Raw genomic sequence first — 20,701 nt, 5'->3', positions numbered from 1 at the left:
CTCAGCCCTTCAGGTGGTCCTGCAGCATCTGCTGCGCCGCCGCCGCCGGGGTCAGCGCGCCCTCGGCCACCTGCCCCGACAGCTTTGCCATCGCCGCCTGGGCGCTGGCGGTGTGCAGCCGCGCCAAGAGCGCCTGGCGCACCTCCTGGTCGAACCAGTAGCAGGACTGATCGGCGCGGCGGCGGCCCCAGTGGCCGTTTTCGCGGCGCCAGGCGGTGAGCGTCTGCATCTCTTCCCAGGCCTTGTCCAGCCCGTGCTCCTCCACCGCGGAGACCATCAGCGCCTTGGGGAAACCTTCGGGGTCCTGCGGCCGCTTGCGCAACAGGCGCAGGGCGCCGGCGTAATCGGCGCAGGTGCGGGTCGCCACTGGCTTCAAGGGTCCATCGGCCTTGTTCACCAGGATGAGGTCGGCCATTTCCATAATGCCGCGCTTCACCCCCTGCAACTCATCGCCGCCGGCAGGCGCCAGCAGCAGCAGGAACAGGTCGGACATTTCTGCCACCACGGTTTCCGACTGGCCGACGCCGACGGTTTCGATCAGCACCACGTCGAACCCTGCTGCCTCGCACAGGGCGACAGCTTCGCGGGAGCGGCGGGCGACGCCGCCCAGGTGGCTTTGGCTGGGGGACGGGCGGATGAAAGCGTTCTTCTCGCGGCTGAGCCGTTCCATCCGGGTCTTGTCGCCCAGGATCGACCCGCCGGACCGGGCGGAGCTGGGATCAACCGCCAGAACCGCCACCCGCAGGCCGAGCCCGGTCAGCATCATGCCGAAGCTTTCGATGAAGGTGGATTTGCCGACACCGGGCGTGCCCGACAGGCCGATGCGCAGCGACTGGCGTTTGTGCTTGGCCAGCTCCGACAGCAGCTCGCCCGCCCTGGCGCGGTGATCCTCGCGGCCGCTTTCCACCAGGGTGATGGCACGGGCCAGCGCCCGGCGGTCGCCATCGAGGATCTTTTGTGTGAGCTGTTCGGTGTCCATGCGTGCCTTCCTGTCTTGATGGGCGGGACCTTGGCGCAAGCCGCGCCGCAAAGTCCAGCCCCTGCCGTCTGGCGCGCACCCTACAGCAGAGGGCGGCGCAGGAAAGGCGGCAAATCCGCCGCGCCTGAGGCGGTTTGCGGATTGCCGGGCGCTGCAAGGCCGCTGGACCTCCCCCGCCCCTTTGGCGATAAGGCGGAATGACCAGATTGCCGATCGAAGACGCCCTCCCCGACCTCCTGGACGCGCTGCGCGCCCGCGGCCGTGCCGTGCTGCAGGCGCCGCCCGGTGCGGGCAAGACCACCCGGGTGCCGCTGGCGATGCTGGAGGCCGGGCTGACGAAGGGCCGCATCGTGATGCTGGAACCCCGCCGCCTCGCCGCCCGCGCCGCTGCCGAGCGGATGGCGGAAACGCTGGGCGAGAAGCCCGGCCAGACCGTCGGCTACAGGGTGCGCGGCGACGCCAAGGTTTCGACATCCACCCGCATCGAGGTGGTGACCGAGGGCATCCTGACCCGGATGCTGCAATCGGACCCTGACCTGCCCGGCATCGGCGCGGTGATCTTTGACGAATTCCACGAACGCTCCCTGAACGCCGATCTGGGGCTGGCCTTGTGCCTGGAGGTCGCGGGCGCACTGCGCGATGACCTGATCCTGCTGGCAATGTCGGCAACATTGGACGCCGGGCCGGTGGCGGCGCTGATGGATGCGCCGATGGTGACGTCTGAGGGCCGCAGCTATCCGGTGGAAACCCGCTGGCTGGAGCGCCCCCTGCCCGCGCAGGCGCGCCGCGTCGATGCGCTGGCGGATCTGGTGGTTCAGGCTGAAAGGGAAACAAAGGCCACCGGCGGCGGCATCCTGGTATTCCTGCCCGGCGAGGGCGAGATCCGCCGCGCCGCCGGCGCGCTGGAGAAGCGCCTGCCCGGCCACTGCCATATCCGGCCGCTGTTTGGCGCCCTGCCCTTTGCCGAGCAGCGCGCGGCGATCCAGCCCGAGGCACAGGGGCGCAAGGTGGTGCTGGCGACCTCGATCGCCGAAACCTCGCTGACCATTCAGGATATCCGCGTGGTGGTCGATATGGGACAGGCGCGCCGCGCGCGGTTTGATCCCGGCTCCGGCATGTCGCGGCTGGTGACAGAGAAAGTGACCCGCGCCGAGGCGACCCAGCGGCAGGGCCGTGCGGGCCGGGTGGCGGAGGGCCTCTGCTACCGGCTGTGGACCAAGGGCGAAGAAGGCGCGCTGATGGCGTTTCCGCCCGCCGAGATCGAAAGCGCCGACCTTACAGCACTGGCGCTGGAGCTGGCGCTGTGGGGCGCGGCGCCGGAGGATCTGATGTTCCTGACCCAGCCGCCTGCGGGCGCGCTGGCAGAGGCGCAGGCGCTGCTTGCGATGCTGGGCGCCCTGGATGCCCAGGGGCGGATCACCGAGCACGGCAAGGCGCTGGCCGCCCTGCCCTTGCATCCGCGGCTTGGGCATATGCTGCTGCAGGCAGGCCCCGAAGCCGCACCGCTGGCGGCCCTTCTGGGTGAGCGCGATCCGCTGCGCGGCGCGCCTGCGGATCTGTCCTTGCGGCTGAAGGCATTGCGGGATCCCAAAGGGTTTATGCGCAGCCATCCCTACCAGCTGAACCGCCCCGTCGTGGAGCGGATCAAGAGCGAGGCGCGGCGGCTGGAGAAACAGGCAGGCCACCGGGATGCGGGCCTGTCTGCCGCGATGATGGCCGCCCTCGCCTATCCGGACCGCGTCGGCCAGCGCCGCAAGGGCGACAATCCACGGTTCGTGCTGTCCGGAGGCAAGGGCGCCATATTGGATGGCGGCGATACGCTGGCGGGGGCACCGTTCATCGTGGCGCTGGATACCGACGGTAACCCGCGCGAGGCGAAGATCCGGATGGCGGCGCAAATGTCGCTGGCCGAGATCCGCGAGCTGTTTGCGGATCAGATCACTTGGGAGGACACATGCGAGTGGTCCAAGCGCGACCGGCGGGTGGTGGCGCGCCAGCAGGAGCGGTTCGGCGCCATGGTTCTCGATGACCGGATCTGGAAGGACGTGCCGCCGGACGCGGTGGCGCGGGCGATGCTGGACGGCGTGCGCGACCTCGGCCTGCGGCTCACCGGGGCTGCCGCGCGGCTGGCGGCGCGGGTGGAACTGGTCAGGGCGGAAGGCCATGACTTGCCGGATTTCTCACTGCACGGTCTGACGGAGAACCTGGAAGACTGGCTGCTGCCGATGCTGGACGGGGTGAAATCGGCCGAGGACTGGAAACGCTTCGATCTGCTGCCCGCGCTCAAGGCGGCGCTCAGCTGGGAACAGACGCAGATGCTGGACCGCGAGGCGCCGGGCAGTTTCACAACCCCGCTTGGGCGCAAGATTCCGATCAGCTATGACGGCGAGATCCCGGAAATCTCGGTCCGCCTGCAGGAGATGTTCGGCGTCACCCGGCACCCTTCGGTGGGCGGCGTGCCGTTGAAGGTCTCGCTGCTGTCGCCCGCCCAGCGCCCGATCCAGATCACCCGCGACCTGCCGGGCTTCTGGGCCGGCTCCTATGCAGATGTGAGAAAAGACATGCGCGCCCAGTACCCCAAGCACCCCTGGCCCGAAGACCCGACCCAAGAAGACCCGACTCTCAGGGCGAAACGGCGCAAGTAGCGAAACGCAGCGCGGCTGAGCCGCGCTGCCCGGCCCAACGGCTGGCGGTGCATCTGTGATGCGCGGATCAGCGGGCCGGAGCCCCGCCTGAGGCCTGCGGTCTGCTGCACGGCAAACCCGCGCATCATCTTGCAACCCCGGTCAATCAGGCGTAGATTCCTGCAGTTACACACACGACACGGGATATTCCCCAACAACAAAAGGCTGAGCACAAATGACAAGCCCCCTGACCCGCGCCTGGAACGAGATCATCAAACCGATGCTGCAGCGCCCTGCCCGCGTGCAGGTCGCCGCCCTGTGCTACCGCATGGATGCGGACGGCAAGGAAGTGCTGATGATCACCAGCCGCGGCACCGGGCGCTGGATCCTGCCCAAGGGCTGGCCGGTTGAGGGCAAGGATGGCCCCGACTCCGCCCTGCAGGAAGCCTGGGAGGAAGCCGGCGTCAAACCGGCCCGCATCACCCCGCAGCCGATCGGCGAATACCATTTCACCAAGCGCCACGACAACGGCACCGAAGAGCCCGTCACAACGCTGATCTTCGAGGTCGAAGTGGAGCAGCTGGAGGATGATTACCCGGAATCCAGCGAGCGCACCCGCCAGTGGATGAAGCCCGCAGAGGCTGCCGGGCTGGTGGATGAGCCGGAACTGCGGGACATTCTGCACCGTTTGTAAAAGTTATGTGACATTTTTATGTCAAACGCTTGAACCGTGTCCTGAGCGGGGGTAGGCGCGTGCCCAGACCCCGGAATCAGGAATGCGATGATGAGCCACGAAGATCAGCGTCCGCAATGGAACACGCTGGATAAGGATCTGAACAGGATCTCCCAGCTGGAGCTGGCCACAACCTATGCCTCCCGCCCGCTGGTGGCGCCGGGCATCGCGCTGGCCTTTATCGTGCTGGCGGGCCTTGCCGCCGGCGTTTTCTTCGGCGGCTCCGCCATGAGCATGGTGGTGATCGCGGCGGCGGCCTTTGGCGCCTACATGGCGATCAACATCGGCGCCAATGACGTCGCCAACAACATGGGGCCGGCGGTCGGTGCCAATGCGCTGACCATGGGCGGCGCCATCGTGATTGCCGCCATCTGTGAAAGCGCAGGCGCCCTGCTGGCAGGCGGCGATGTGGTCTCGACCATTTCCAAGGGCATTATCGATCCGGCTGCGGTTTCCAGCAGCAGCATCTTCATCTGGGCGATGATGGCAGCACTGATCTCCTCGGCGCTGTGGGTGAACCTGGCGACCTGGGTCGGCGCACCTGTCTCCACCACCCATTCGGTTGTGGGCGGCGTGCTGGGGGCCGGCGTCGCCGCCGCAGGCACCGCCGCGGTGAACTGGCCCACCATGGGCAAGATCGCCGCAAGCTGGGTCATTTCGCCGGTGCTGGGTGGCATCATCGCCGCGCTGTTCCTTGCCTTCATCAAGGCCAAGATCATCTATCAGGACGACAAAATCGCCGCCGCACGGCGCTGGGTGCCGGTTCTGGTCGCCGTCATGGCCGCCGCCTTTGGTGCCTATCTGGCTCTGAAGGGCCTCAAGAAGATCGTCAAGATCGACCTGCAGACCGCGCTGCTGATCGGTGCCGGTATCGGGGCGGTCTCCTATGTCATCACCGCGCCGCTGATCAAGCGCCAGTCCGAGGGCATGGAGAACCGCAACAAGTCGCTGAAGGCGCTGTTCGGCCTGCCGCTGGTGATTTCCGCGGGCCTGTTGTCCTTTGCCCACGGCGCCAATGACGTCGCCAACGCGGTCGGCCCGCTGGCCGCCATCGTGCACGCCACCGAATTCGGCGACTTTGCCGCCAAGGTCGCAATCCCGACCTGGGTGATGGTAATCGGCGCCTTCGGCATCTCCTTTGGCCTGTTCCTGTTCGGCCCCAAGCTGATCCGCATGGTCGGCAGCCAGATCACCAAGCTGAACCCAATGCGCGCCTACTGCGTGTCGCTGTCCGCCGCCATCACCGTGATCGTGGCCAGCTGGCTGGGCCTGCCGGTCTCCTCCACCCATATCGCGGTGGGCGCGGTGTTCGGCGTCGGTTTCTTCCGCGAGTGGCACATGGAGCGCCGCCTGAAGAAATCCGCCGCAGGCCGCCCGGCAGAGAAACGCATCGCGCCGGAGGAACGCCGCCGCCGCAAGCTGGTGCGCCGCAGCCACTTCATGACAATTGTGGCCGCTTGGGTGATCACCGTCCCTGCCGCAGCACTTCTGTCCGCGGTGATCTACCTGCTGCTCAATACCTTCGTCAGCTGAGCCGCACCACATTCACATTAGGAACCCCCGCACCATCCGGCTGCGGGGGTTTTCTTTGCCTTGGTTTCAGCCCCTAGAACCGCTCCACCCAAGGCCGCAGCACCAGCTCGTCGCTCCAGGCGGAGCGGTGCTGGTTAATCAGATGCATGTACTCCGCGGCAATGGCATCGGGGTCCAGCATGCTGTCGGGGTTATCCGCGGCCTCTGTCCGCTCTGGCCGGGCGGCATTGCGGATGCCGCCGTCGATATTGACCCAGGCGACATGGATGCCCTTTGGGTGCAGCTCCCGCGCCATCGATTGCGCCAGGCCGCGCTGCGCAAACTTGCCCATCGCAAAGGGCGCGGACTGGGCAAAGCCCTTCACCCCGGCGGAGGCGCCGGTGAACAGGATGGTGCCGCGCCGCCCGTCCAAGGCCTGCTGCATCAGCATCCTCTTGGCCGCCGCCTGCCCCAGCACAAAGGCGCCATAGGCAGTGATCTCCACTGCCTTGCGCACCGCTTCCGGCTCCAGTTCTGCAACAGGACCGCGCAGCCGGGCCGAGGGGTTGTAGCAGGCCACCCGCAGTTCCCCGGGCAAACCGTCGATCAGTGCCGAGGTCCCGTTGGTGTCGGTGCCATCGAGCACGTGCAGCACGGCCCCGGACTCTGCTGCCAGCGTCTCCAGCTTGTCCGTATTGCGGGCAGCCAGATGCACCGCATAGCCCGCAGCAGAGAGCTGCCGGGCGAAAGCCGCCGACAGACCGGTCCCGGCCCCGACGATCAGCGCCTGCGGTTTGGATGATGTGCCTGCCATTGCCAGCCCTCCCCTGCCCTTGAGTGAAATGCTGACGGCAATCCACTCATGACACAAGGTTTATCGGGCAGCGCCTTGGCCGAAGGCTGCATCAGGTCTCTGCCGCGGCAGGCAGCTGCACCAGAACATCTTCCGCAGTCACCACCTTGCCAAAACCTGCGTGCAAGGCTGATAGCGTAACCTCCAGAACAATCCCGGCATCCAGCATGCCGCCCTTGCGTGCGGGCATATCAAAGGCGATCAGCGCATCCTCCGCCACCTCAATCTCAAACCCTAGGTTGGCGGCAGAACGGGCAGTGGAGTTGACACAGAAGGCCGCCACCCCGCCAACGATCACCAGCCGGGTGATTCCGGCGTCCCGCAGATGGCGCTCCAGCCCGGTGCCGCAGAAGCCGGATGAGCCGGTTTTCCAGAACACCTTCTCGCCCTCCTGCGGCACCGCGCAGGGCAACGGCTGGCCGCTGGGCAGATCGCGGCGGAACTTGCTCTCGGGCCGCGGATCGTCATGCATTACATGCACCACCGGCAGATCCGCGGTGCGGAAGGCTGCGGCCAGCTCGGCCACCGTCTCCTCCGCATCCGGATTAGCCTGCGGGCGGCCAGAGGCGGCCACGTTGGCCATCTCCTGCTGCATGTCGACGATCAACAGGGCTGTGCTGCGGTCCATGGGAAATCCTCGCGGTGAAATTCTTGGCAGGAGGTTTGCCGAAACCGTGCCCAGCGGCCAGTGCAAACTCCCATGCCCCTGCGTCATGGGCGCATAGCGCACGAAAAAGGCGCGCAGCAGCCCCGGCTGCGCGCGCCCTTCCAAATCAAATGTCGCCTGCGGTTCAGCCGCCCAGGCACCAGCGCATGATTGCCTTCTGTGCGTGCAGGCGGTTTTCGGCTTCGTCAAAGATCACCGACTGCGGGCCGTCCATGACGGCGGAGGTCACCTCTTCCTCGCGGTGGGCCGGCAGGCAGTGCATGAACAGCGCATCGGGCTTGGCATGCGCCATCAGCGCGTCGTTCACCTGATAGGGGCGCAGCATGTTGTGGCGGCGCTCCTTGGAAGACTGGCTGTCATGCATCGACACCCAGGTGTCTGCGACCACCAGATCGGCGCCCTCCACCGCCTTCACGGCGTCGCGCTCGACCACGATCTTCGATCCAGCCTTGCGCGCCAGTCCCATGAACTCCTCTTCCGGGTCCAGCTGCGAGGGGCCGGTGAAGGTCAGGTCGAAGCCGAACTGCCCGGCCGCATGGATGAAGGAGGCGCAGACGTTGTTGCCATCGCCGCACCACACCACTTTCTTGCCCTTGATGGAGCCGCGGTGCTCCTCGTAGGTCTGCACGTCCGCCATGATCTGGCAGGGATGAGTGCGGTCGGTCAGGCCGTTGATCACCGGCACATCGGAGTACTCCGCCATCTCGGTCAGCACGGTCTCATCGAAGGTGCGGATCATGATCATGTCGACATAGCGGCTGAGCACGCGGGCGGTGTCGGCGATGGTCTCGCCATGGCCCAGCTGCATGTCCTTGCCCGACAGAACCATGGTCTGGCCGCCCATCTGGCGCACGCCGACATCAAAGGACACCCGGGTCCGGGTTGAGGGTTTCTCAAATATCAGCGCCACCATCCGGTCCTTCAGCGGCAGCTCATCATCCAGCGCCGCCTTGGGGCGGCCGAGGCGCGCCTGCTTGGTGGCTTTAGCCTGGTCGATGATGGCGCGCAGGTCGGCAGGGTCGGTTTTGTGGATGTCGAGGAAATGGTTCATAGTCGTATCGCTTTGTTCTGGCGAAGGCCGGGGGCTGCCTGCCCCCGGACCCCCGGGAGTATTTCTGCAAAGGTGAAGATCAGGAGGCTGCGACCTGGGCGGCAGTTTTATCAAGGCGGCTGACGGCCTCGGCGATGTCCTCATCACTCAGGGTCAGCGGCGGCAGCAGGCGGATCACGTTGTCGGCAGCCGGGACGGTGATCAGCTCGTTGGCGTAGCCCGCGTTGACCACATCTATGTTGGCTGCCGTGCACTTGAGGCCCAGCATCAGGCCGGCGCCGCGCACTTCCTCGAAGACTTCTGGATGGTCGGCCACCAGCCCCTCCAGCTTCTGCCGCAAGAGACCCGCCTTGCGGTTCACCTCTGCCAGGAAGTCCGGGTCAGCCACATGATCCATCACCGCGCAGCCCACTGCGCAGCCCAGCGGGTTGCCGCCGTATGTGGAGCCGTGGGTGCCTGCGGTCATGCCGCTGGCGGCATCCTCGGTGGCCAGCACTGCGCCCAGCGGGAAGCCGCCGCCAATGCCCTTGGCCACCATCATGATATCCGGAGCGATGCCCGCCCATTCATGGGCAAACAGCTTGCCGGTCCGCCCGACGCCGCATTGCACCTCATCCAGGATCAGCAACAGGCCGTTGTCGTCGCAGATCTGGCGCAGCGCCTTCAGCTCTGCATCCGGGACCGGGCGGATGCCGCCCTCGCCCTGCACCGGCTCGATCATGATGGCGGCAGTGCTGTCCGAGATGGCATTGGTGACGCCGTCCAGATCGCCAAAGGTCAGATGCACGAAACCGGGCAGCAGCGGGCCGAAGCCCTTGACCATCTTCTCGGAGCCTGCCGCAGCGATGCCTGCAGAGGACCGGCCATGGAAGGAGCCGTCGAAGGTGATGATCTCCACCCGCTCCGGCTGGCCTTTGTCATAGAAATACTTGCGCGCCATCTTCACCGCCAGCTCGCAGGCCTCGGTGCCGGAGTTGGTGAAGAACACGGTGTCGGCAAAGGTATGCTCCACCAGCTTGTCCGCCAGCGCTTGCTGCTGGGGAATGTGGTAGAGGTTGGACACATGCCACAAGGCTTGCGCCTGGGTGGTCAGTGCCTCCACCAGCGCCGGATGGGCATGGCCCAGCGCATTGACCGCGATGCCCGATCCCAGATCCAGAAAGCGTCGCCCGTCCGCCGTGGTCAGCCAGGCGCCTTCGCCTTTGACGAACTCAAGCGGGGCACGGTTGTAGGTCGGCAGAACGGACGGGATCATCGGGATCATCCTTTTCAAAGGTGGAAGCCAAAGCTGTGACGTAAGCTTGGCCTTGGGTCAACGGTGGATCATTGGATTTCGAATGGGGGATGTGCTGCACGGCAGGCACAGGGGATCAGGGGCCGGTTACACCAGGCGGCGTCGGCGTCGCGAGATGGTGGTATATGCGCGTTTGATCATGGATGGGTTCCATAGTGGAGGTTTTGGCGAAAGAAAACCCCTTTTGTGCAGCCCTCCCCGCCAAAGCGCCGCCCGGCCCTTTCACCTTTGGCGAAATACTCCGGGGTGAATTGGCCGCAGGCCAAGAGGGGCGGCGCCCCTCGCTTTCCCAAGCCTGCGCAGCCGCGCCCGCAGAATACGTCAGGGACCGAAACCTTTCCCCTTGCATCCCGCGGCGGCTTGCCGCACCGCTGGTGCCATGACGCGCAACACCCCGCAGAACCCCGCCCTGGCCGCTGCCCTGATCCTGGCGGCCACCACCTTCATTGCGGGCACCACTCTGCTGGCCAAGTCATTGGGGACAGATGTGCTGGGTGCACCGCTGCATCCGCTGCAGATCAGCCACGGGCGCTTCCTGTTTGCCTTCATCGGCATTTCAACCGCCGTGCTGATCCTGCGCCCGCGCTTCATCCGCCCGCATTGGGGCTATCACATCGGACGCACCTCCTTCGGCTGGGCCGGGGTCACGCTAATGTTTGCCTCGGTTGCCTATATCCCGCTGGCCGATGCCACCGCGATCACCTTCCTGAACCCGGTTTTCGGCATGCTGCTGGCGATCCCGCTCTTGGGGGAACGGGTCGGACCCTGGCGCTGGGGCGCGGCGCTGGTTGCGATGATCGGCGCGATGATTCTGTTGCGCCCCACGCCCGCCAGCTTCCAGCCCGCGGCGCTGCTGGCCCTGGGCGCGGCGGCGGTGATGGGGCTGGAGCTGATTTTCATCAAGAAGCTCGCTGGCCGCGAGGGACCGTTGCAAGTGCTGTGGTTCAACAACCTCTTGGGCATGATGATTGCCAGCTGCGCGGTGCTGCCGGTCTGGCAAATGCCGAGCACCGGGCAATGGGGCGCATTGGCGGCGCTGGGGCTGCTGATGGCCTGCGCGCAGGCCTGTTTCATCAACGGGATGGCGCGGGCCGATGCGTCCTTTGTGGCGCCGTTCAGCTATGCCACGCTGGTGTTTGCTGCGCTTTACGATTTCCTCGGCTTTGGCGTGGTGCCGGATGCCATCTCCTTCCTTGGCGCCTGCATCATCCTGGCGGGGGCCGCCATTCTGGCCTGGCGCGAGGGCCGGGTGCGCCCGCCTGCAGGCCGCGCAGCGGCGGCCGGGAAATAACCCGCACCGGAACCGGCCTCACAAAAAGTTTTTTCCATTCACTGGCCCTGTGACGACGCCGAGGTCGAAAACCGGCAATTTCCGCCTGCCCGGCACGGCACCCTGCTCTGTAACAGGACAGGAGAATACCCATGCACGAGCGGCGAATCCCAGAATGGCTGCGCCACGCGCCGGTGCCCTCGGTCCGGGATTTCGGCATCCTGGCGGGGCTGGAGGCGGTGGTGCGCGGCACGCTGATCTCAGTCTTTCCGCTGATCATGTACCTGGCGCTGGGGGATGCCGGGCTGGTCTCGGCCTCCTATTTCGCGGTGGGTATCCTTTCGCTGCTCGCGGGGCTGATGGTGCCCGCACTGGTGCGGCTGGTGCCGCGCCGCTGGGCCTATTCCCTGGGCGCGGCGATGTTCGTGGCCTCGGCAGCGCTGGCGATCGAAGGCAGCCCGGGTTCGGTGCTGGCGGCGCTGGCGCTCAACACCGTGGCGGCGGTCACCACCTTCATCTGCTTCAACGCCTATGTACTCGACTACATTTCCCGGGTCGAACTGGGCAAATGCGAGACCTCACGGATGTTCTATTCAGCCCTGGGCTGGACCGCCGGGCCAATGGCGGGGGTGCTGCTGCTGGATTGGTGGCCGCCTGCCCCGTTCCTGATTTCCGGTGCTGCGGCGCTCCTGATGCTGGCCGCCTTCTGGTGGATGCGGATGGGCAACGGCAAGCAGATCGCCCGCGCCCGCGGCCCGGCCTCCAGCCCGCTGAAGTACCTGCCGCGCTTTCTGGAGCAGCCGCGGCTGATCACCGGCTTTCTGTTTGCGGTGATCCGGTCGGCCGGCTGGTGGATCTACGTGGTCTACCTGCCGATCTTTGCCATTGAAAAAGGGCTGGGGCAGGAACTGGGCGGCATCCTCTTGTCCGTGACCAACGCCTGCCTGTTCGGCGCGCCGCTGCTGCAGCGCTGGGTGCAGCAGCATTCGATCCGGCTGGCGGTGCGCACCGGTTTTCTGATCGTCGCCCTGTGTTTCGGCGGTGCCGCAGCGTTGCAGGGCTGGCCAGATGTTGCGGTCGGCCTGCTGATGGCGGGGTCCGCCGCGCTGATCCTGCTGGACATCTGCGGCGGGCTGCCGTTCCTGATGGCGGTGAAACCCTCCGAACGGACCGAGATGTCGGCGGTCTACTCCAGCTACCGGGATATCTCTGGCATCCTGACGCCGGGGGCGGCCTGGCTGGTGCTGATGGTGTCGCCGCTGGCCGGGATCTTTGCCGCTGGCGCCGCAGCTGCGGCTTATGCCGCGCTGTTGGCGGGAAAGCTGCATCCGCGGCTGGGACGCACGAAGGCGTCAGCCCCGTCAGCGGAAGACCCGTTGCCCGCGGAATAACAGCGTCAGGGCTTCAGCCGGTAGCCGGTGCGCAGCATCACCCAGGCCAGCAGACAGACCGCAAAGGTGGCGCCGCTGCACACCGCCAGACCAAGCAAGGGCGGGCTGTCGGAGGTGCCGATCACCCCGAATCGCACCCCGTCGATCAGGTAGAACACCGGGTTCAGATGCGAGATGACTTTCAGCACCGGCGGCAGCGCCTCGACCGAATAAAAGGTGCCCGAGAGGAACGCCAAGGGCGTCACGATGAAATTGGTAATCGCCGCCATCTGGTCGAACTTGTCCGCGAACACGCCGGCGACGATGCCTAAGCCCCCCAGGAACGCCGCCCCCAGCACGATGAACACCAGTGCCACCAGCGGGTGCGCGGGCACGATCTGCAGCACCGCCATCAGCCCCAGCCCGATGCCCAGCGCCACCAGCGTGCCGCGCGCCACCGCGCCTGCCAGATAGCCCAGCAGGATCTCTAGCCCCGACAAGGGCGGCATCAGGGTGTCGACGATATTGCCCTGCACCTTGGCAATTACGATGGAGGATGAGGTATTTGCAAAGGCGTTCTGGATCACCGTCATCATCATGATGCCCGGTGCCAGGAAGGTCAGGAAGGGCACCCCCATCACATCGCCGCGCTTCGGACCGATCGCGATGTTGAAGATCATCAGGAACAGCGCCGCGGTCACCAGCGGCGCCAGCAGGGTCTGGGTCCAGACCGCCAGGAACCGCTTCACCTCGCGCCATGCCAGCGCCTTGAGCCCCAGCCAGTTCACCCGCCCGAACCGGCGCGCGCCCAATTCCACCTGATAGCCCTGCTCTGCCATGCTGCCCCCTGCATTTCCTTGCCCGACTGCATAACGGCTGGGCCAATGGGCGCAAGATGCCTTGTAACTCCGCCCGCAGTGATTAGAATAGGGGATCACACGGAATATGATGGCGGCCGCAGAACCCCTGGGGCCGCTATTAGCTTGGAAAGGCAACAGATGTCCTGGACAGACGAGCGCGTCGAACTGCTCAAGAAAATGTGGGGCGAGGGCCAATCGGCCAGCCAGATCGCCAAGGAACTGGGCGGCGTCACCCGCAACGCCGTCATTGGCAAGGTGCACCGCCTCGGCCTGTCCAACCGCAACAGCGGCGGATCCAAGGCGGCGGAGCCGAAGGAAAAGCCGGCAGCCGCCCCTGCAGCCGCCGCGCCGAAACCTGCGGCTGCCGCCAAGCCCAAGCCGCAGCCCAAGACCGAACCGGCCCGCCCGGCCGCGGCCCAGCCCTCCGCGGACGCCAAGCCCGCAACCCCGGCCCGCCGCCAGATCATCCCGGCCGGCCAGCCGCTGCCGCCGCAGCCCTCCGCCAATGAAATCAGCCCCGAGGCGCTGGCCAAGGTCAACGAGATCGAGAAGAAGGCCAAAAAGCTGGGCCTGATGGAGCTGACCGAGCGCACCTGCAAATGGCCGGTGGGCGACCCGGCGACCGAGGACTTCTGGTTCTGCGGCCTGCCCGCGCAGCAAGGCAAGCCCTACTGCGAGGCGCATGTGGGCGTGGCCTTCCAGCCGATGTCCTCGCGCCGCGACCGCCGCCGCTGAGGCTTGGCCGCTTTAGTGAATTTGGCCCCGGCATTGCGTCCGGGGCTTTTCTTTTTGAGGCCCGCCTTTTGGCAATTAGTGCTACGTGGCAAAAGGCGTTCAGCTGTCGCAAGAGCATCTAGCGGCAGATATCCCCCACGCAACCCAAACATCAGCCAAACATCGGGCTGTGTCCGCGTTGCTTAGAGAGCAGGCATGTCAATTCATCGGGTTGGATAACACTTATGCGGCGCGGAGGCTGAATTCGCTGCTCATACGCTTATGGCCGGATCAGGTGCTCTCATTACGGCCAATCCTTAAAGAATGGGCAGAACATTGCGAACCCGCCATGCAAGGGTTCCGGAATGCGCGCTGGAGGGCGTCGCAAACACGCCCTCTATCTAGCTGTCCCAAGTCAGGTGGCAGCCAATTAGTCCAATCGGCATAATTAAGAAATGCTCCAACCCTGCTTTGACTGCAAACCATTTGCACAGGGCTGGCTGTTCGATCAGCGGCCGTTATAAGCCGTTACAGGCGGAGGACATGAACCGAACAATGAGCGTGGCGGACGACCAGCGCGGCGGTCGAGCCCAAAAAGAACTCCTTCATCCCCGGTTTGTGCGAGGCAAGGACGATACAGTCGATTTTGTGTTTGTTGGCATATTCCGTTATCGCTCGGCCCGCTGACTGGCTTTCCAGAATGACGGAGTTCACACCCGCTTCACCCTGCAACCGGTCAGCCAGGCTTGCCTGGGCTTTCTGGTAGGATTTTTCGACAACATTTTGCTCCATGTAATACATGATCTGCTTGTTCGGCGGCTCGTGAATATGGGCTGCGGTGATCTTTCCACCCTCGGACAGGAGGGCACGTGCTGTGGAGAGTGCCTGTTCGCTGATGCCATGTTCCAGGGACAGCGCTACGAGTATGTTGCTATACATGGTGTTCCTCTTGTGTTCAGTTTCTGGGGCTGAAGGTTCGCGGCTGCCTGTCCGGCATCCGCCGCCGGCAGGGGAACGCCCCCGGTCCGGGGGGCGCAGGAATAGGTGGCCCCCTTATTTGCTGAGCAGGAGGTCGGGCAGGAAGAGCGCCAGTTCCGGGACAAAGGTCGTCAGCATCAGCGTCGGCAGCCAGGCGAAGATGATAAAGATCAGCGTCGGCCACAGCATGCGCGAGACCGGTTCGTCACAGACCTGGGCACCAAGATAGAGAAGCGGCGCCGTGGGTGGTGTGATGTTCGCCATGCCCAGGTTCACGCCGATCACGGCAGCAAAATGGATCGGGTCCATTCCGGTGCTCTGCGCGATGGGCAACAGGATCGGGGTCGCCAGAAGCAGGCCAGAGATATCATCCATCAGCATCCCGATCAGGATCATCACGATGTTGATCATCAGCAGGATCACAATCGGGTTGTCAGATACGGAATAAACAAGATCTTTGGCCAGTTGCGGTGCGCCCTGCGAGATCAGGTTGTCCGACACGATCAGAACCATGAAGATCATGACCATCACCACGCCGATTGTGACGCCGGAATTCTGGATGGTCTGGGCCAGCGTTTTCCAGGTCAGGCCGCGGTAGAAGTAGATCGCAATCGGGATCGAATAGACCACGGCGATGCCGGCGGCTTCGGTCGGGGTCATGATACCGCCGTAGATCCCTCCCAGAATGATCAGCGGCATCATCAGCGCAGGTCCCGCCAGGCGCGCCTGGCGGCCAAAGGTGGGCAGAAAGGGCTTGGGGCGTTCTGTCAGGTTGATGCCATCGTATTTACGCAGCATGAACTGGTTCACGACAATCAGCAGTGTGATCAGGATGAACGCGGGGATCACGGTGGACAGAAAACATTTCAGCACGTGCTGCTGTGCCACCCAGCCATACAGGATGTGCGACGAGCTTGGCGGGATTAGAAGGCCCAGAGGGCTTGCCGCCACGATCAGAGCGGCGGACTGCCCGCCGGGATAGTTGGCCTTTTTCAGGTGCGGCATCATGATGCCGCCGATGCAGGTCAGGGTGGCGTTGGCGCTGCCGGAAATCGAGCCAAAGACCCCGCAGGCCAGGACGCCCGCAGCGCTCAGCCCGCCCTTGATATGGCCAATGAACATTTCGGCGAGTGAAACCAGAGGCGCCGCGATCCGCCCTTTTTCCATGATGCCACCCGCAATCATGAAGAGCGGGATGGCCAGCAGAACCAGTGACCGGATTCCCGTGGACCCCGTCGGCAAGTACCCTGTGATCGATTGATCACCGACCATGGCAATGAAAATCAGGACGGCCCCGAAGGCCACAAAAACGCTGACCCCAAGAAGCAGCATGGCGCAGACGATAAGAAGACTACCGGTGATGATCATTTTGCAGCCTCCTTGGCAGCAGCTGATTTGAGCGGGAGACCGAGACCCTGACGGATATGCACGTAGAGATAGGCAGTGGTGAACATCGCCATGAAGCCAAAGGCGATCATGATTCCGATCCGCCAGGTGACAAAGGGGATGCGCAGCACAGGGGTTGCGCGCAGCCGCGGGAACGAGAAGTCGTCAAGCAGCGAGACATAGCACGCGTACATGAGAAACAGGATCACCAGCAGCTCGACCGTCAGCACGATGAACCCGCGCCACCAGATCATCCGCGGGTTTTGGATGACGATGCCCAGAATATCCGCGTTGATATGCAGATTGCGCGCAGAGGCCAGAACAGCGCCTGCAAAGAAGCCCACGATGCTAATGCCCAACAGCCATTCTTCGTAGGCGAAAAGATCGCCGCCAAAGCCGTATCTGATGACAACAACCGCGCCAAAGGTGAATGCCATCAGGAACCCTGACACCATTACAATCTGTCTCATGAGAAATGCGATCGCCTTCATCGGGTAGCCAATGATGGCCGGCAATTCGTCGGTTATTTTGTTCCGAATGCCGTGAACTTCGTTCCCGGCGGCTGGTGGTTGTTCGCTTACCGAAACGGACATCTTTCTCCCTCCCATTGTTTTGCTCAAGAACAAAAAAGGGCCAGCTGGTCTGCCGGCCCTTTTCCTGATCAGTTGTTCTTGGCTGCCAGCAGGCGGTCGATGATGTCCTGACCAACGCTTTTTGCCATCTGCGGCCAGACCGTTTCCTGAACATGTGCGGCCATCGCAGCCTGTTCTTCATCGCTCAGGCGAAGGATGGTGTAGCCCTTTTCAAGCAGTTTCTGACCGAAAACCTCGTCATTCTCTCGGTTGTAGCTAAAGAAATCATTCGACGCTTTGGTCAGGGCCGCCTGCAACGCTTCACGCTGTGCGTCGTTCAGCTTGTCCAGCGTCCGCTGCGATGCATAGAACGTTGTCAGTTCGGAGATCGAGTTGTACTCGACGAAGTGGGTACCGACATCCGACTTGGCGAAGATGGAGTAGGTCGCGGTTTTGGTGCAGCAGATCGCACCATCGACGATACCGGCTTGAAGCGCCGGGAAGATGTCCCCCCATGCCATGGTTGTTGCCTGGTAGCCCAGTTCTTCAACCATCGACTTCACAACGCTGGACGACCAGACACGAATGTTCATGCCTTTGTCTTCAAAGCTGCTCCAGTTCTGGGGCTCTTGCGAAGCAACGATGCCGATGAACCCTTCAGGGTTCTGAGCCATCACCCGGACGCCGTATTCGTCGGTGATCTCCTGCAGGATGGTGTTGAACTCGGAATCCATGTTGAGCAGCGTATTTTCCATGTCATCCCATCCTCCAAGCAGGAACGGCATGGACAGGAACTCAAGGCGCGGATCGGTGTCGGCGTAGATAAAAGCCGAAGCCAGATCGATGTTGCCGCGGGCGACATCTTCGAACAAGGCTTCACCGGAACCGAGCTGGTTTGCAGGGAACACGTCGATCTTCAGGCCAACATCGGCTGCTGCAACATCTGCGGCAACCTGTTCCATCATTTTTGTGCCCTGGTGGTCGATCGGGAACACGCCTGCGAAACGCAGGGTCATGTCTTCGGCGAAAGCCGCGGTCGACATCAGAGTGCTCAGCGCGCCAGCGGCCAGACCTTTGGTAATCTTGTTGAAACTCATCGGGTAGTTCTCCTCCTGTTTGACGAATAACGCCCGCACAGCGGCATGCTGTTGCGGGCGCGGATTTGCTTAAGTCAGCAAATTTCTGGGATCCTCGAAGCCGTATCCGAGGTCATCGGCCACAGCCTTGCAGGTCACCTCGCCGTAGGCCACGTTCAGGCCGTTCAGCAGGTGATGGTTGTCGGCCAGCGCTTGCTGCCAGCCCTTGTTCGCAATGGCGATGGCATGCGGCAGGGTCACGTTGTTCAGCGCATAGGTCGAAGTCCGGGCCACCGCGCCGGGCATATTGGCGACGCAGTAATGCACAACATCATCAACGACATAGGTCGGGTCTGCGTGTGTCGTTGCCTTGGAGGTCGCAAAGCATCCGCCCTGGTCAATGGCAACATCCACGACCACTGCACCGGGTTTCATTTTCGCAATCAGATCACGCGAAACAAGCTTGGGTGCGGCGGCGCCGGGGATCAGAACCGCCCCGATCACGAGGTCGGCATTGGAAACCTCTTCCTCCAGCGCGGCCTGGGTTGAGTAAACCACCTTGGCGGATGCCTCAAAGTGGTTTTCGAGCTTTTCCAGAACGGCCGGGTTACGGTCCAGAATGGTGACGTCAGCGTGCAGGCCAACGGCCATCTGCGCCGCGTTGAAACCGACAACACCGCCGCCGATGACAACAACCTTGCCGGGCTTTACCCCAGGCACACCGCCCAGGAGAACCCCGCGCCCGCCCTGGGCCTTTTCCAGGGCACCAGCACCGGCCTGGATCGACATCCGGCCTGCAACCTGGCTCATCGGCTTCAGGAGCGGCAGACCGCCGCTATCGTCCGTTACCGTTTCATAAGCGATGCAGACCGCGCCAGAGTTCACCAGATCTTTGGTCTGGTCCGGATCTGGCGCCAGATGCAGATAGGTATAAAGGATCTGCCCCTCGCGCAGCATCGCACGCTCCGCTGCTTGCGGCTCCTTCACCTTCACGATCATTTCGGCGTGGGCAAACACCTCGGCTGCGTTTGTTGCGATCTCCGCACCAGCAGCACGATAAGCATCGTCATCCGCGCCAATGCCCAGGCCCGCACCGGTTTCGACCAGCACCGCATGACCGTTCGTGATCAGCTCAGCCACGCTCTCGGGCGTCAGCCCGACGCGGTATTCGTGGTTTTTGATTTCCTTGGGTACACCGATGTACATTGTCTTCACTCCAGGAAAGAGAGGCTCACTTGGCCGTTGGCATAACGAATTCAGCACCTTCCGAGATGCTTTCAGGCCAGCGCTGCATGATGGATTTCTGCTTGGTGTAGAAACGGACGCCCTCTTCGCCATAGGCGTGCATGTCGCCGAACAGGCTCTTTTTCCAGCCGCCGAAGCCATGCCACGCCATCGGCACCGGGATCGGAACGTTGACGCCGACCATGCCGACCTGAACCTGTTTGCCGAACTCACGCGCGACGTTGCCGTCCCGGGTGAACAGCGACACGCCGTTGCCGAACTCGTGGTCGTTGATCAGCTGCAAGCCTTCGGCAAAGTTCGGCACGCGGACACAGGCCAGAACCGGGCCAAAGATCTCTTCGCGGTAGATCTTCATTTCCGGGGTAACGTTGTCGAACAGGGTGCCGCCCAGGAAATAGCCGCCTTCGTGCCCTTCGACGGTGTAGCCGCGGCCATCGACCAGCAGGTCAGCTCCTTCTTCGACGCCGCTATCGATATAGCCCTTGATCCGGTCGCGCGCGGCGGCGGTGACGATCGGGCCCATTTCTGCGTCCAGTTCGAGACCGTTCTTGATCTTCAGAGTCTCGGCGCGTTCTTTCAGAACCGGCATCAGCTTGTCCGCGGCATCGCCAACCAGCAGCGCAACCGAGATCGCCATGCAGCGCTCTCCGGCTGAACCGTAGGCTGCACCGATCAACGCGTCGGCGGCCTTGTTCATGTCGGCATCAGGCATCACCAGCATGTGGTTCTTGGCCCCGCCCAGGGCCTGGACGCGCTTGCCGTGGCGGGCGCCGACTTCGTAGATGTAGTTGGCAATCGGGGTCGAGCCGACAAAGGACACAGCCTTGACGTCTTCGTTTTCCAAAAGTGCATCCACGGCAACCTTGTCGCCCTGAACGACGTTGAACACGCCATCGGGGAAGCCTGCCTGCTTCATCAGATCCGCATAAAGCAGAGAAGCCGAAGGATCGGTCGGCGACGGTTTCAGAATGAAGGTATTGCCTGCGGCGATGGCGATCGGGAACATCCACATCGGCACCATGACCGGGAAATTGAAGGGCGTGATCCCGGCCACGACGCCCAGGGCCTGGCGTGTGGTCCAGTTGTCCATGCCGGTGGACACCTGCTCCGTGTAATCACCCTTAAGGAGCTGCGGGATGCCGCAGGCAAACTCGATGATATCAATGCCGCGCTCGACCTCGCCCTGGGCATCGGTGAAGACCTTGCCGTGTTCGACAGTGATGGCGCGGGCCAGGTCGTCCTTGTGCTGACGCACCAGCGCCAGGAAATTGTTCATCAGCCGGGCTCGGCGGATCGGCGGCGTGTTCGACCACGCAGGAAAGGCCGCCTTGGCCGCGACAACCGCAGCGTTCACGGTTTCGACGGTTGCCAGGGACACATCGCCGGTATGTTCACCGGTTGCGGGGTTGTAGACGGCCTGGGTGGTTTCGCCGTCGGGAGCTGTGTTTTGGCCACAGATATAGTGGCCGATCGAAGCGATCGGGGCAGCATCTTTCATGATTGCAGTCCTTTGGATT

The 20,701-nt window shown here is 63.7% G+C and carries 18 protein-coding genes; 6 read left to right on the top strand and 12 right to left on the bottom strand.

Annotated elements, in window-relative coordinates; genetic code table 11:
- Nucleotide 1: 1 nt before the first annotated feature.
- A complete protein-coding gene (meaB, locus tag RA25_RS00365) occupies nt 2-979 on the bottom strand; it encodes a methylmalonyl Co-A mutase-associated GTPase MeaB (RefSeq protein ID WP_052254123.1) in 978 nt (325 codons plus the stop codon).
- 197 nt (nt 980-1,176) lie between these two features.
- On the opposite strand from meaB, the gene hrpB reads away from it, so the two are divergent.
- The 3 genes from hrpB to RA25_RS00350 all read left to right on the top strand — a co-directional run bounded on the left by hrpB (nt 1,177) and on the right by RA25_RS00350 (nt 5,869).
- Entirely contained in the window at nt 1,177-3,624 is a 2,448-nt protein-coding gene (gene hrpB, locus RA25_RS00360) for an ATP-dependent helicase HrpB (RefSeq protein ID WP_039169358.1), read from the top strand.
- A gap of 214 nt (nt 3,625-3,838) precedes the next feature.
- Entirely contained in the window at nt 3,839-4,297 is a 459-nt protein-coding gene (locus tag RA25_RS00355; RefSeq protein WP_039151387.1) for an NUDIX hydrolase, read from the top strand.
- A gap of 90 nt (nt 4,298-4,387) precedes the next feature.
- Nucleotides 4,388-5,869 (top strand): inorganic phosphate transporter, encoded by a 1,482-nt coding sequence (locus RA25_RS00350; protein WP_039170222.1) that lies wholly within the window; start codon nt 4,388-4,390, stop codon nt 5,867-5,869.
- A 73-nt stretch (nt 5,870-5,942) separates the two neighbouring features.
- On the opposite strand, the gene RA25_RS00345 is transcribed toward RA25_RS00350, so the two are convergent.
- The 4 genes from RA25_RS00345 to RA25_RS00330 form a co-directional block, all read right to left on the bottom strand.
- The gene (locus tag RA25_RS00345) at nt 5,943-6,662 is read right to left on the bottom strand and encodes an SDR family NAD(P)-dependent oxidoreductase (protein ID WP_039169356.1); all 720 of its coding nucleotides are present in this window, start codon (nt 6,660-6,662) and stop codon (nt 5,943-5,945) included.
- Between the two features lie 91 nt (nt 6,663-6,753).
- On the bottom strand, nt 6,754-7,329 hold the full coding sequence (locus tag RA25_RS00340; RefSeq protein ID WP_039169353.1) for an isochorismatase family protein: 576 nt from the start codon (nt 7,327-7,329) through the stop codon (nt 6,754-6,756).
- Nucleotides 7,330-7,492: 163 nt separating this feature from the next.
- The gene (gene argF / locus RA25_RS00335; protein WP_019296096.1) at nt 7,493-8,419 is read right to left on the bottom strand and encodes an ornithine carbamoyltransferase; all 927 of its coding nucleotides are present in this window, start codon (nt 8,417-8,419) and stop codon (nt 7,493-7,495) included.
- A gap of 79 nt (nt 8,420-8,498) precedes the next feature.
- Nucleotides 8,499-9,674 carry an aspartate aminotransferase family protein gene (locus tag RA25_RS00330; RefSeq protein WP_039151490.1) on the bottom strand — a complete coding sequence of 392 codons (1,176 nt, stop codon included), beginning with the start codon at nt 9,672-9,674 and terminating at the stop codon, nt 8,499-8,501.
- A 418-nt stretch (nt 9,675-10,092) separates the two neighbouring features.
- Here RA25_RS00330 and RA25_RS00325 point away from each other — a divergent pair, with 418 nt between their 5' ends.
- Both RA25_RS00325 and RA25_RS00320 read left to right on the top strand, forming a co-directional pair.
- Nucleotides 10,093-11,004 carry a DMT family transporter gene (locus tag RA25_RS00325; protein ID WP_039169349.1) on the top strand — a complete coding sequence of 304 codons (912 nt, stop codon included), beginning with the start codon at nt 10,093-10,095 and terminating at the stop codon, nt 11,002-11,004.
- A 131-nt stretch (nt 11,005-11,135) separates the two neighbouring features.
- Entirely contained in the window at nt 11,136-12,374 is a 1,239-nt protein-coding gene (locus tag RA25_RS00320; RefSeq protein ID WP_039169345.1) for an MFS transporter, read from the top strand.
- Nucleotides 12,375-12,379: 5 nt separating this feature from the next.
- On the opposite strand, the gene RA25_RS00315 is transcribed toward RA25_RS00320, so the two are convergent.
- The gene (locus RA25_RS00315) at nt 12,380-13,192 is read right to left on the bottom strand and encodes an ABC transporter permease (RefSeq protein WP_039169342.1); all 813 of its coding nucleotides are present in this window, start codon (nt 13,190-13,192) and stop codon (nt 12,380-12,382) included.
- Nucleotides 13,193-13,351: 159 nt separating this feature from the next.
- Here RA25_RS00315 and RA25_RS00310 point away from each other — a divergent pair, with 159 nt between their 5' ends.
- Complete coding sequence (locus RA25_RS00310) at nt 13,352-13,948, top strand: GcrA family cell cycle regulator (RefSeq protein WP_019296091.1); 597 nt, start codon at nt 13,352-13,354, stop codon at nt 13,946-13,948.
- A 507-nt stretch (nt 13,949-14,455) separates the two neighbouring features.
- Here RA25_RS00310 and RA25_RS00305 read toward each other — a convergent pair.
- The 6 genes from RA25_RS00305 to RA25_RS00280 form a co-directional block, all read right to left on the bottom strand.
- Entirely contained in the window at nt 14,456-14,866 is a 411-nt protein-coding gene (locus RA25_RS00305) for a universal stress protein (protein ID WP_019296090.1), read from the bottom strand.
- A gap of 114 nt (nt 14,867-14,980) precedes the next feature.
- On the bottom strand, nt 14,981-16,273 hold the full coding sequence (locus RA25_RS00300; RefSeq protein ID WP_039169339.1) for a TRAP transporter large permease: 1,293 nt from the start codon (nt 16,271-16,273) through the stop codon (nt 14,981-14,983).
- Nucleotides 16,270-16,761, bottom strand: coding sequence for a TRAP transporter small permease subunit (locus RA25_RS00295; RefSeq protein ID WP_237754578.1), 492 nt, complete (start codon nt 16,759-16,761; stop codon nt 16,270-16,272). Before RA25_RS00295 ends, RA25_RS00300 begins: the two co-directional genes overlap by 4 nt.
- Before the next feature lie 191 nt (nt 16,762-16,952).
- Entirely contained in the window at nt 16,953-17,960 is a 1,008-nt protein-coding gene (dctP, locus tag RA25_RS00290) for a TRAP transporter substrate-binding protein DctP (protein WP_039169336.1), read from the bottom strand.
- A 69-nt stretch (nt 17,961-18,029) separates the two neighbouring features.
- A complete protein-coding gene (ald, locus tag RA25_RS00285; RefSeq protein ID WP_039151405.1) occupies nt 18,030-19,145 on the bottom strand; it encodes an alanine dehydrogenase in 1,116 nt (371 codons plus the stop codon).
- Nucleotides 19,146-19,170: 25 nt separating this feature from the next.
- Entirely contained in the window at nt 19,171-20,682 is a 1,512-nt protein-coding gene (locus RA25_RS00280) for a CoA-acylating methylmalonate-semialdehyde dehydrogenase (RefSeq protein WP_039169333.1), read from the bottom strand.
- Nucleotides 20,683-20,701 lie beyond the last annotated feature (19 nt).

Source organism: Leisingera sp. ANG-S5 (assembly GCF_000813925.1).
In the GTDB taxonomy this organism is placed as follows: Bacteria; Pseudomonadota; Alphaproteobacteria; order Rhodobacterales; family Rhodobacteraceae; genus Leisingera.
Note: the sequence above shows the minus strand (reverse complement) of the source record. Positions and strands in the feature narration are given on the sequence as shown.

What these genes read in the sequence shown, in the direction of transcription:
- meaB (WP_052254123.1), bottom strand. Translation starts at nt 979, where the DNA reads ATGGACACCGAACAGCTCACACAAAAGATCCTCGATGGCGACCGCCGG.
- hrpB (WP_039169358.1), top strand. Translation starts at nt 1,177, where the DNA reads ATGACCAGATTGCCGATCGAAGACGCCCTCCCCGACCTCCTGGACGCG.
- RA25_RS00355 (WP_039151387.1), top strand. Translation starts at nt 3,839, where the DNA reads ATGACAAGCCCCCTGACCCGCGCCTGGAACGAGATCATCAAACCGATG.
- RA25_RS00350 (WP_039170222.1), top strand. Translation starts at nt 4,388, where the DNA reads ATGAGCCACGAAGATCAGCGTCCGCAATGGAACACGCTGGATAAGGAT.
- RA25_RS00345 (WP_039169356.1), bottom strand. Translation starts at nt 6,662, where the DNA reads ATGGCAGGCACATCATCCAAACCGCAGGCGCTGATCGTCGGGGCCGGG.
- RA25_RS00340 (WP_039169353.1), bottom strand. Translation starts at nt 7,329, where the DNA reads ATGGACCGCAGCACAGCCCTGTTGATCGTCGACATGCAGCAGGAGATG.
- argF (WP_019296096.1), bottom strand. Translation starts at nt 8,419, where the DNA reads ATGAACCATTTCCTCGACATCCACAAAACCGACCCTGCCGACCTGCGC.
- RA25_RS00330 (WP_039151490.1), bottom strand. Translation starts at nt 9,674, where the DNA reads ATGATCCCGTCCGTTCTGCCGACCTACAACCGTGCCCCGCTTGAGTTC.
- RA25_RS00325 (WP_039169349.1), top strand. Translation starts at nt 10,093, where the DNA reads ATGACGCGCAACACCCCGCAGAACCCCGCCCTGGCCGCTGCCCTGATC.
- RA25_RS00320 (WP_039169345.1), top strand. Translation starts at nt 11,136, where the DNA reads ATGCACGAGCGGCGAATCCCAGAATGGCTGCGCCACGCGCCGGTGCCC.
- RA25_RS00315 (WP_039169342.1), bottom strand. Translation starts at nt 13,192, where the DNA reads ATGGCAGAGCAGGGCTATCAGGTGGAATTGGGCGCGCGCCGGTTCGGG.
- RA25_RS00310 (WP_019296091.1), top strand. Translation starts at nt 13,352, where the DNA reads ATGTCCTGGACAGACGAGCGCGTCGAACTGCTCAAGAAAATGTGGGGC.
- RA25_RS00305 (WP_019296090.1), bottom strand. Translation starts at nt 14,866, where the DNA reads ATGTATAGCAACATACTCGTAGCGCTGTCCCTGGAACATGGCATCAGC.
- RA25_RS00300 (WP_039169339.1), bottom strand. Translation starts at nt 16,273, where the DNA reads ATGATCATCACCGGTAGTCTTCTTATCGTCTGCGCCATGCTGCTTCTT.
- RA25_RS00295 (WP_237754578.1), bottom strand. Translation starts at nt 16,761, where the DNA reads ATGAGACAGATTGTAATGGTGTCAGGGTTCCTGATGGCATTCACCTTT.
- dctP (WP_039169336.1), bottom strand. Translation starts at nt 17,960, where the DNA reads ATGAGTTTCAACAAGATTACCAAAGGTCTGGCCGCTGGCGCGCTGAGC.
- ald (WP_039151405.1), bottom strand. Translation starts at nt 19,145, where the DNA reads ATGTACATCGGTGTACCCAAGGAAATCAAAAACCACGAATACCGCGTC.
- RA25_RS00280 (WP_039169333.1), bottom strand. Translation starts at nt 20,682, where the DNA reads ATGAAAGATGCTGCCCCGATCGCTTCGATCGGCCACTATATCTGTGGC.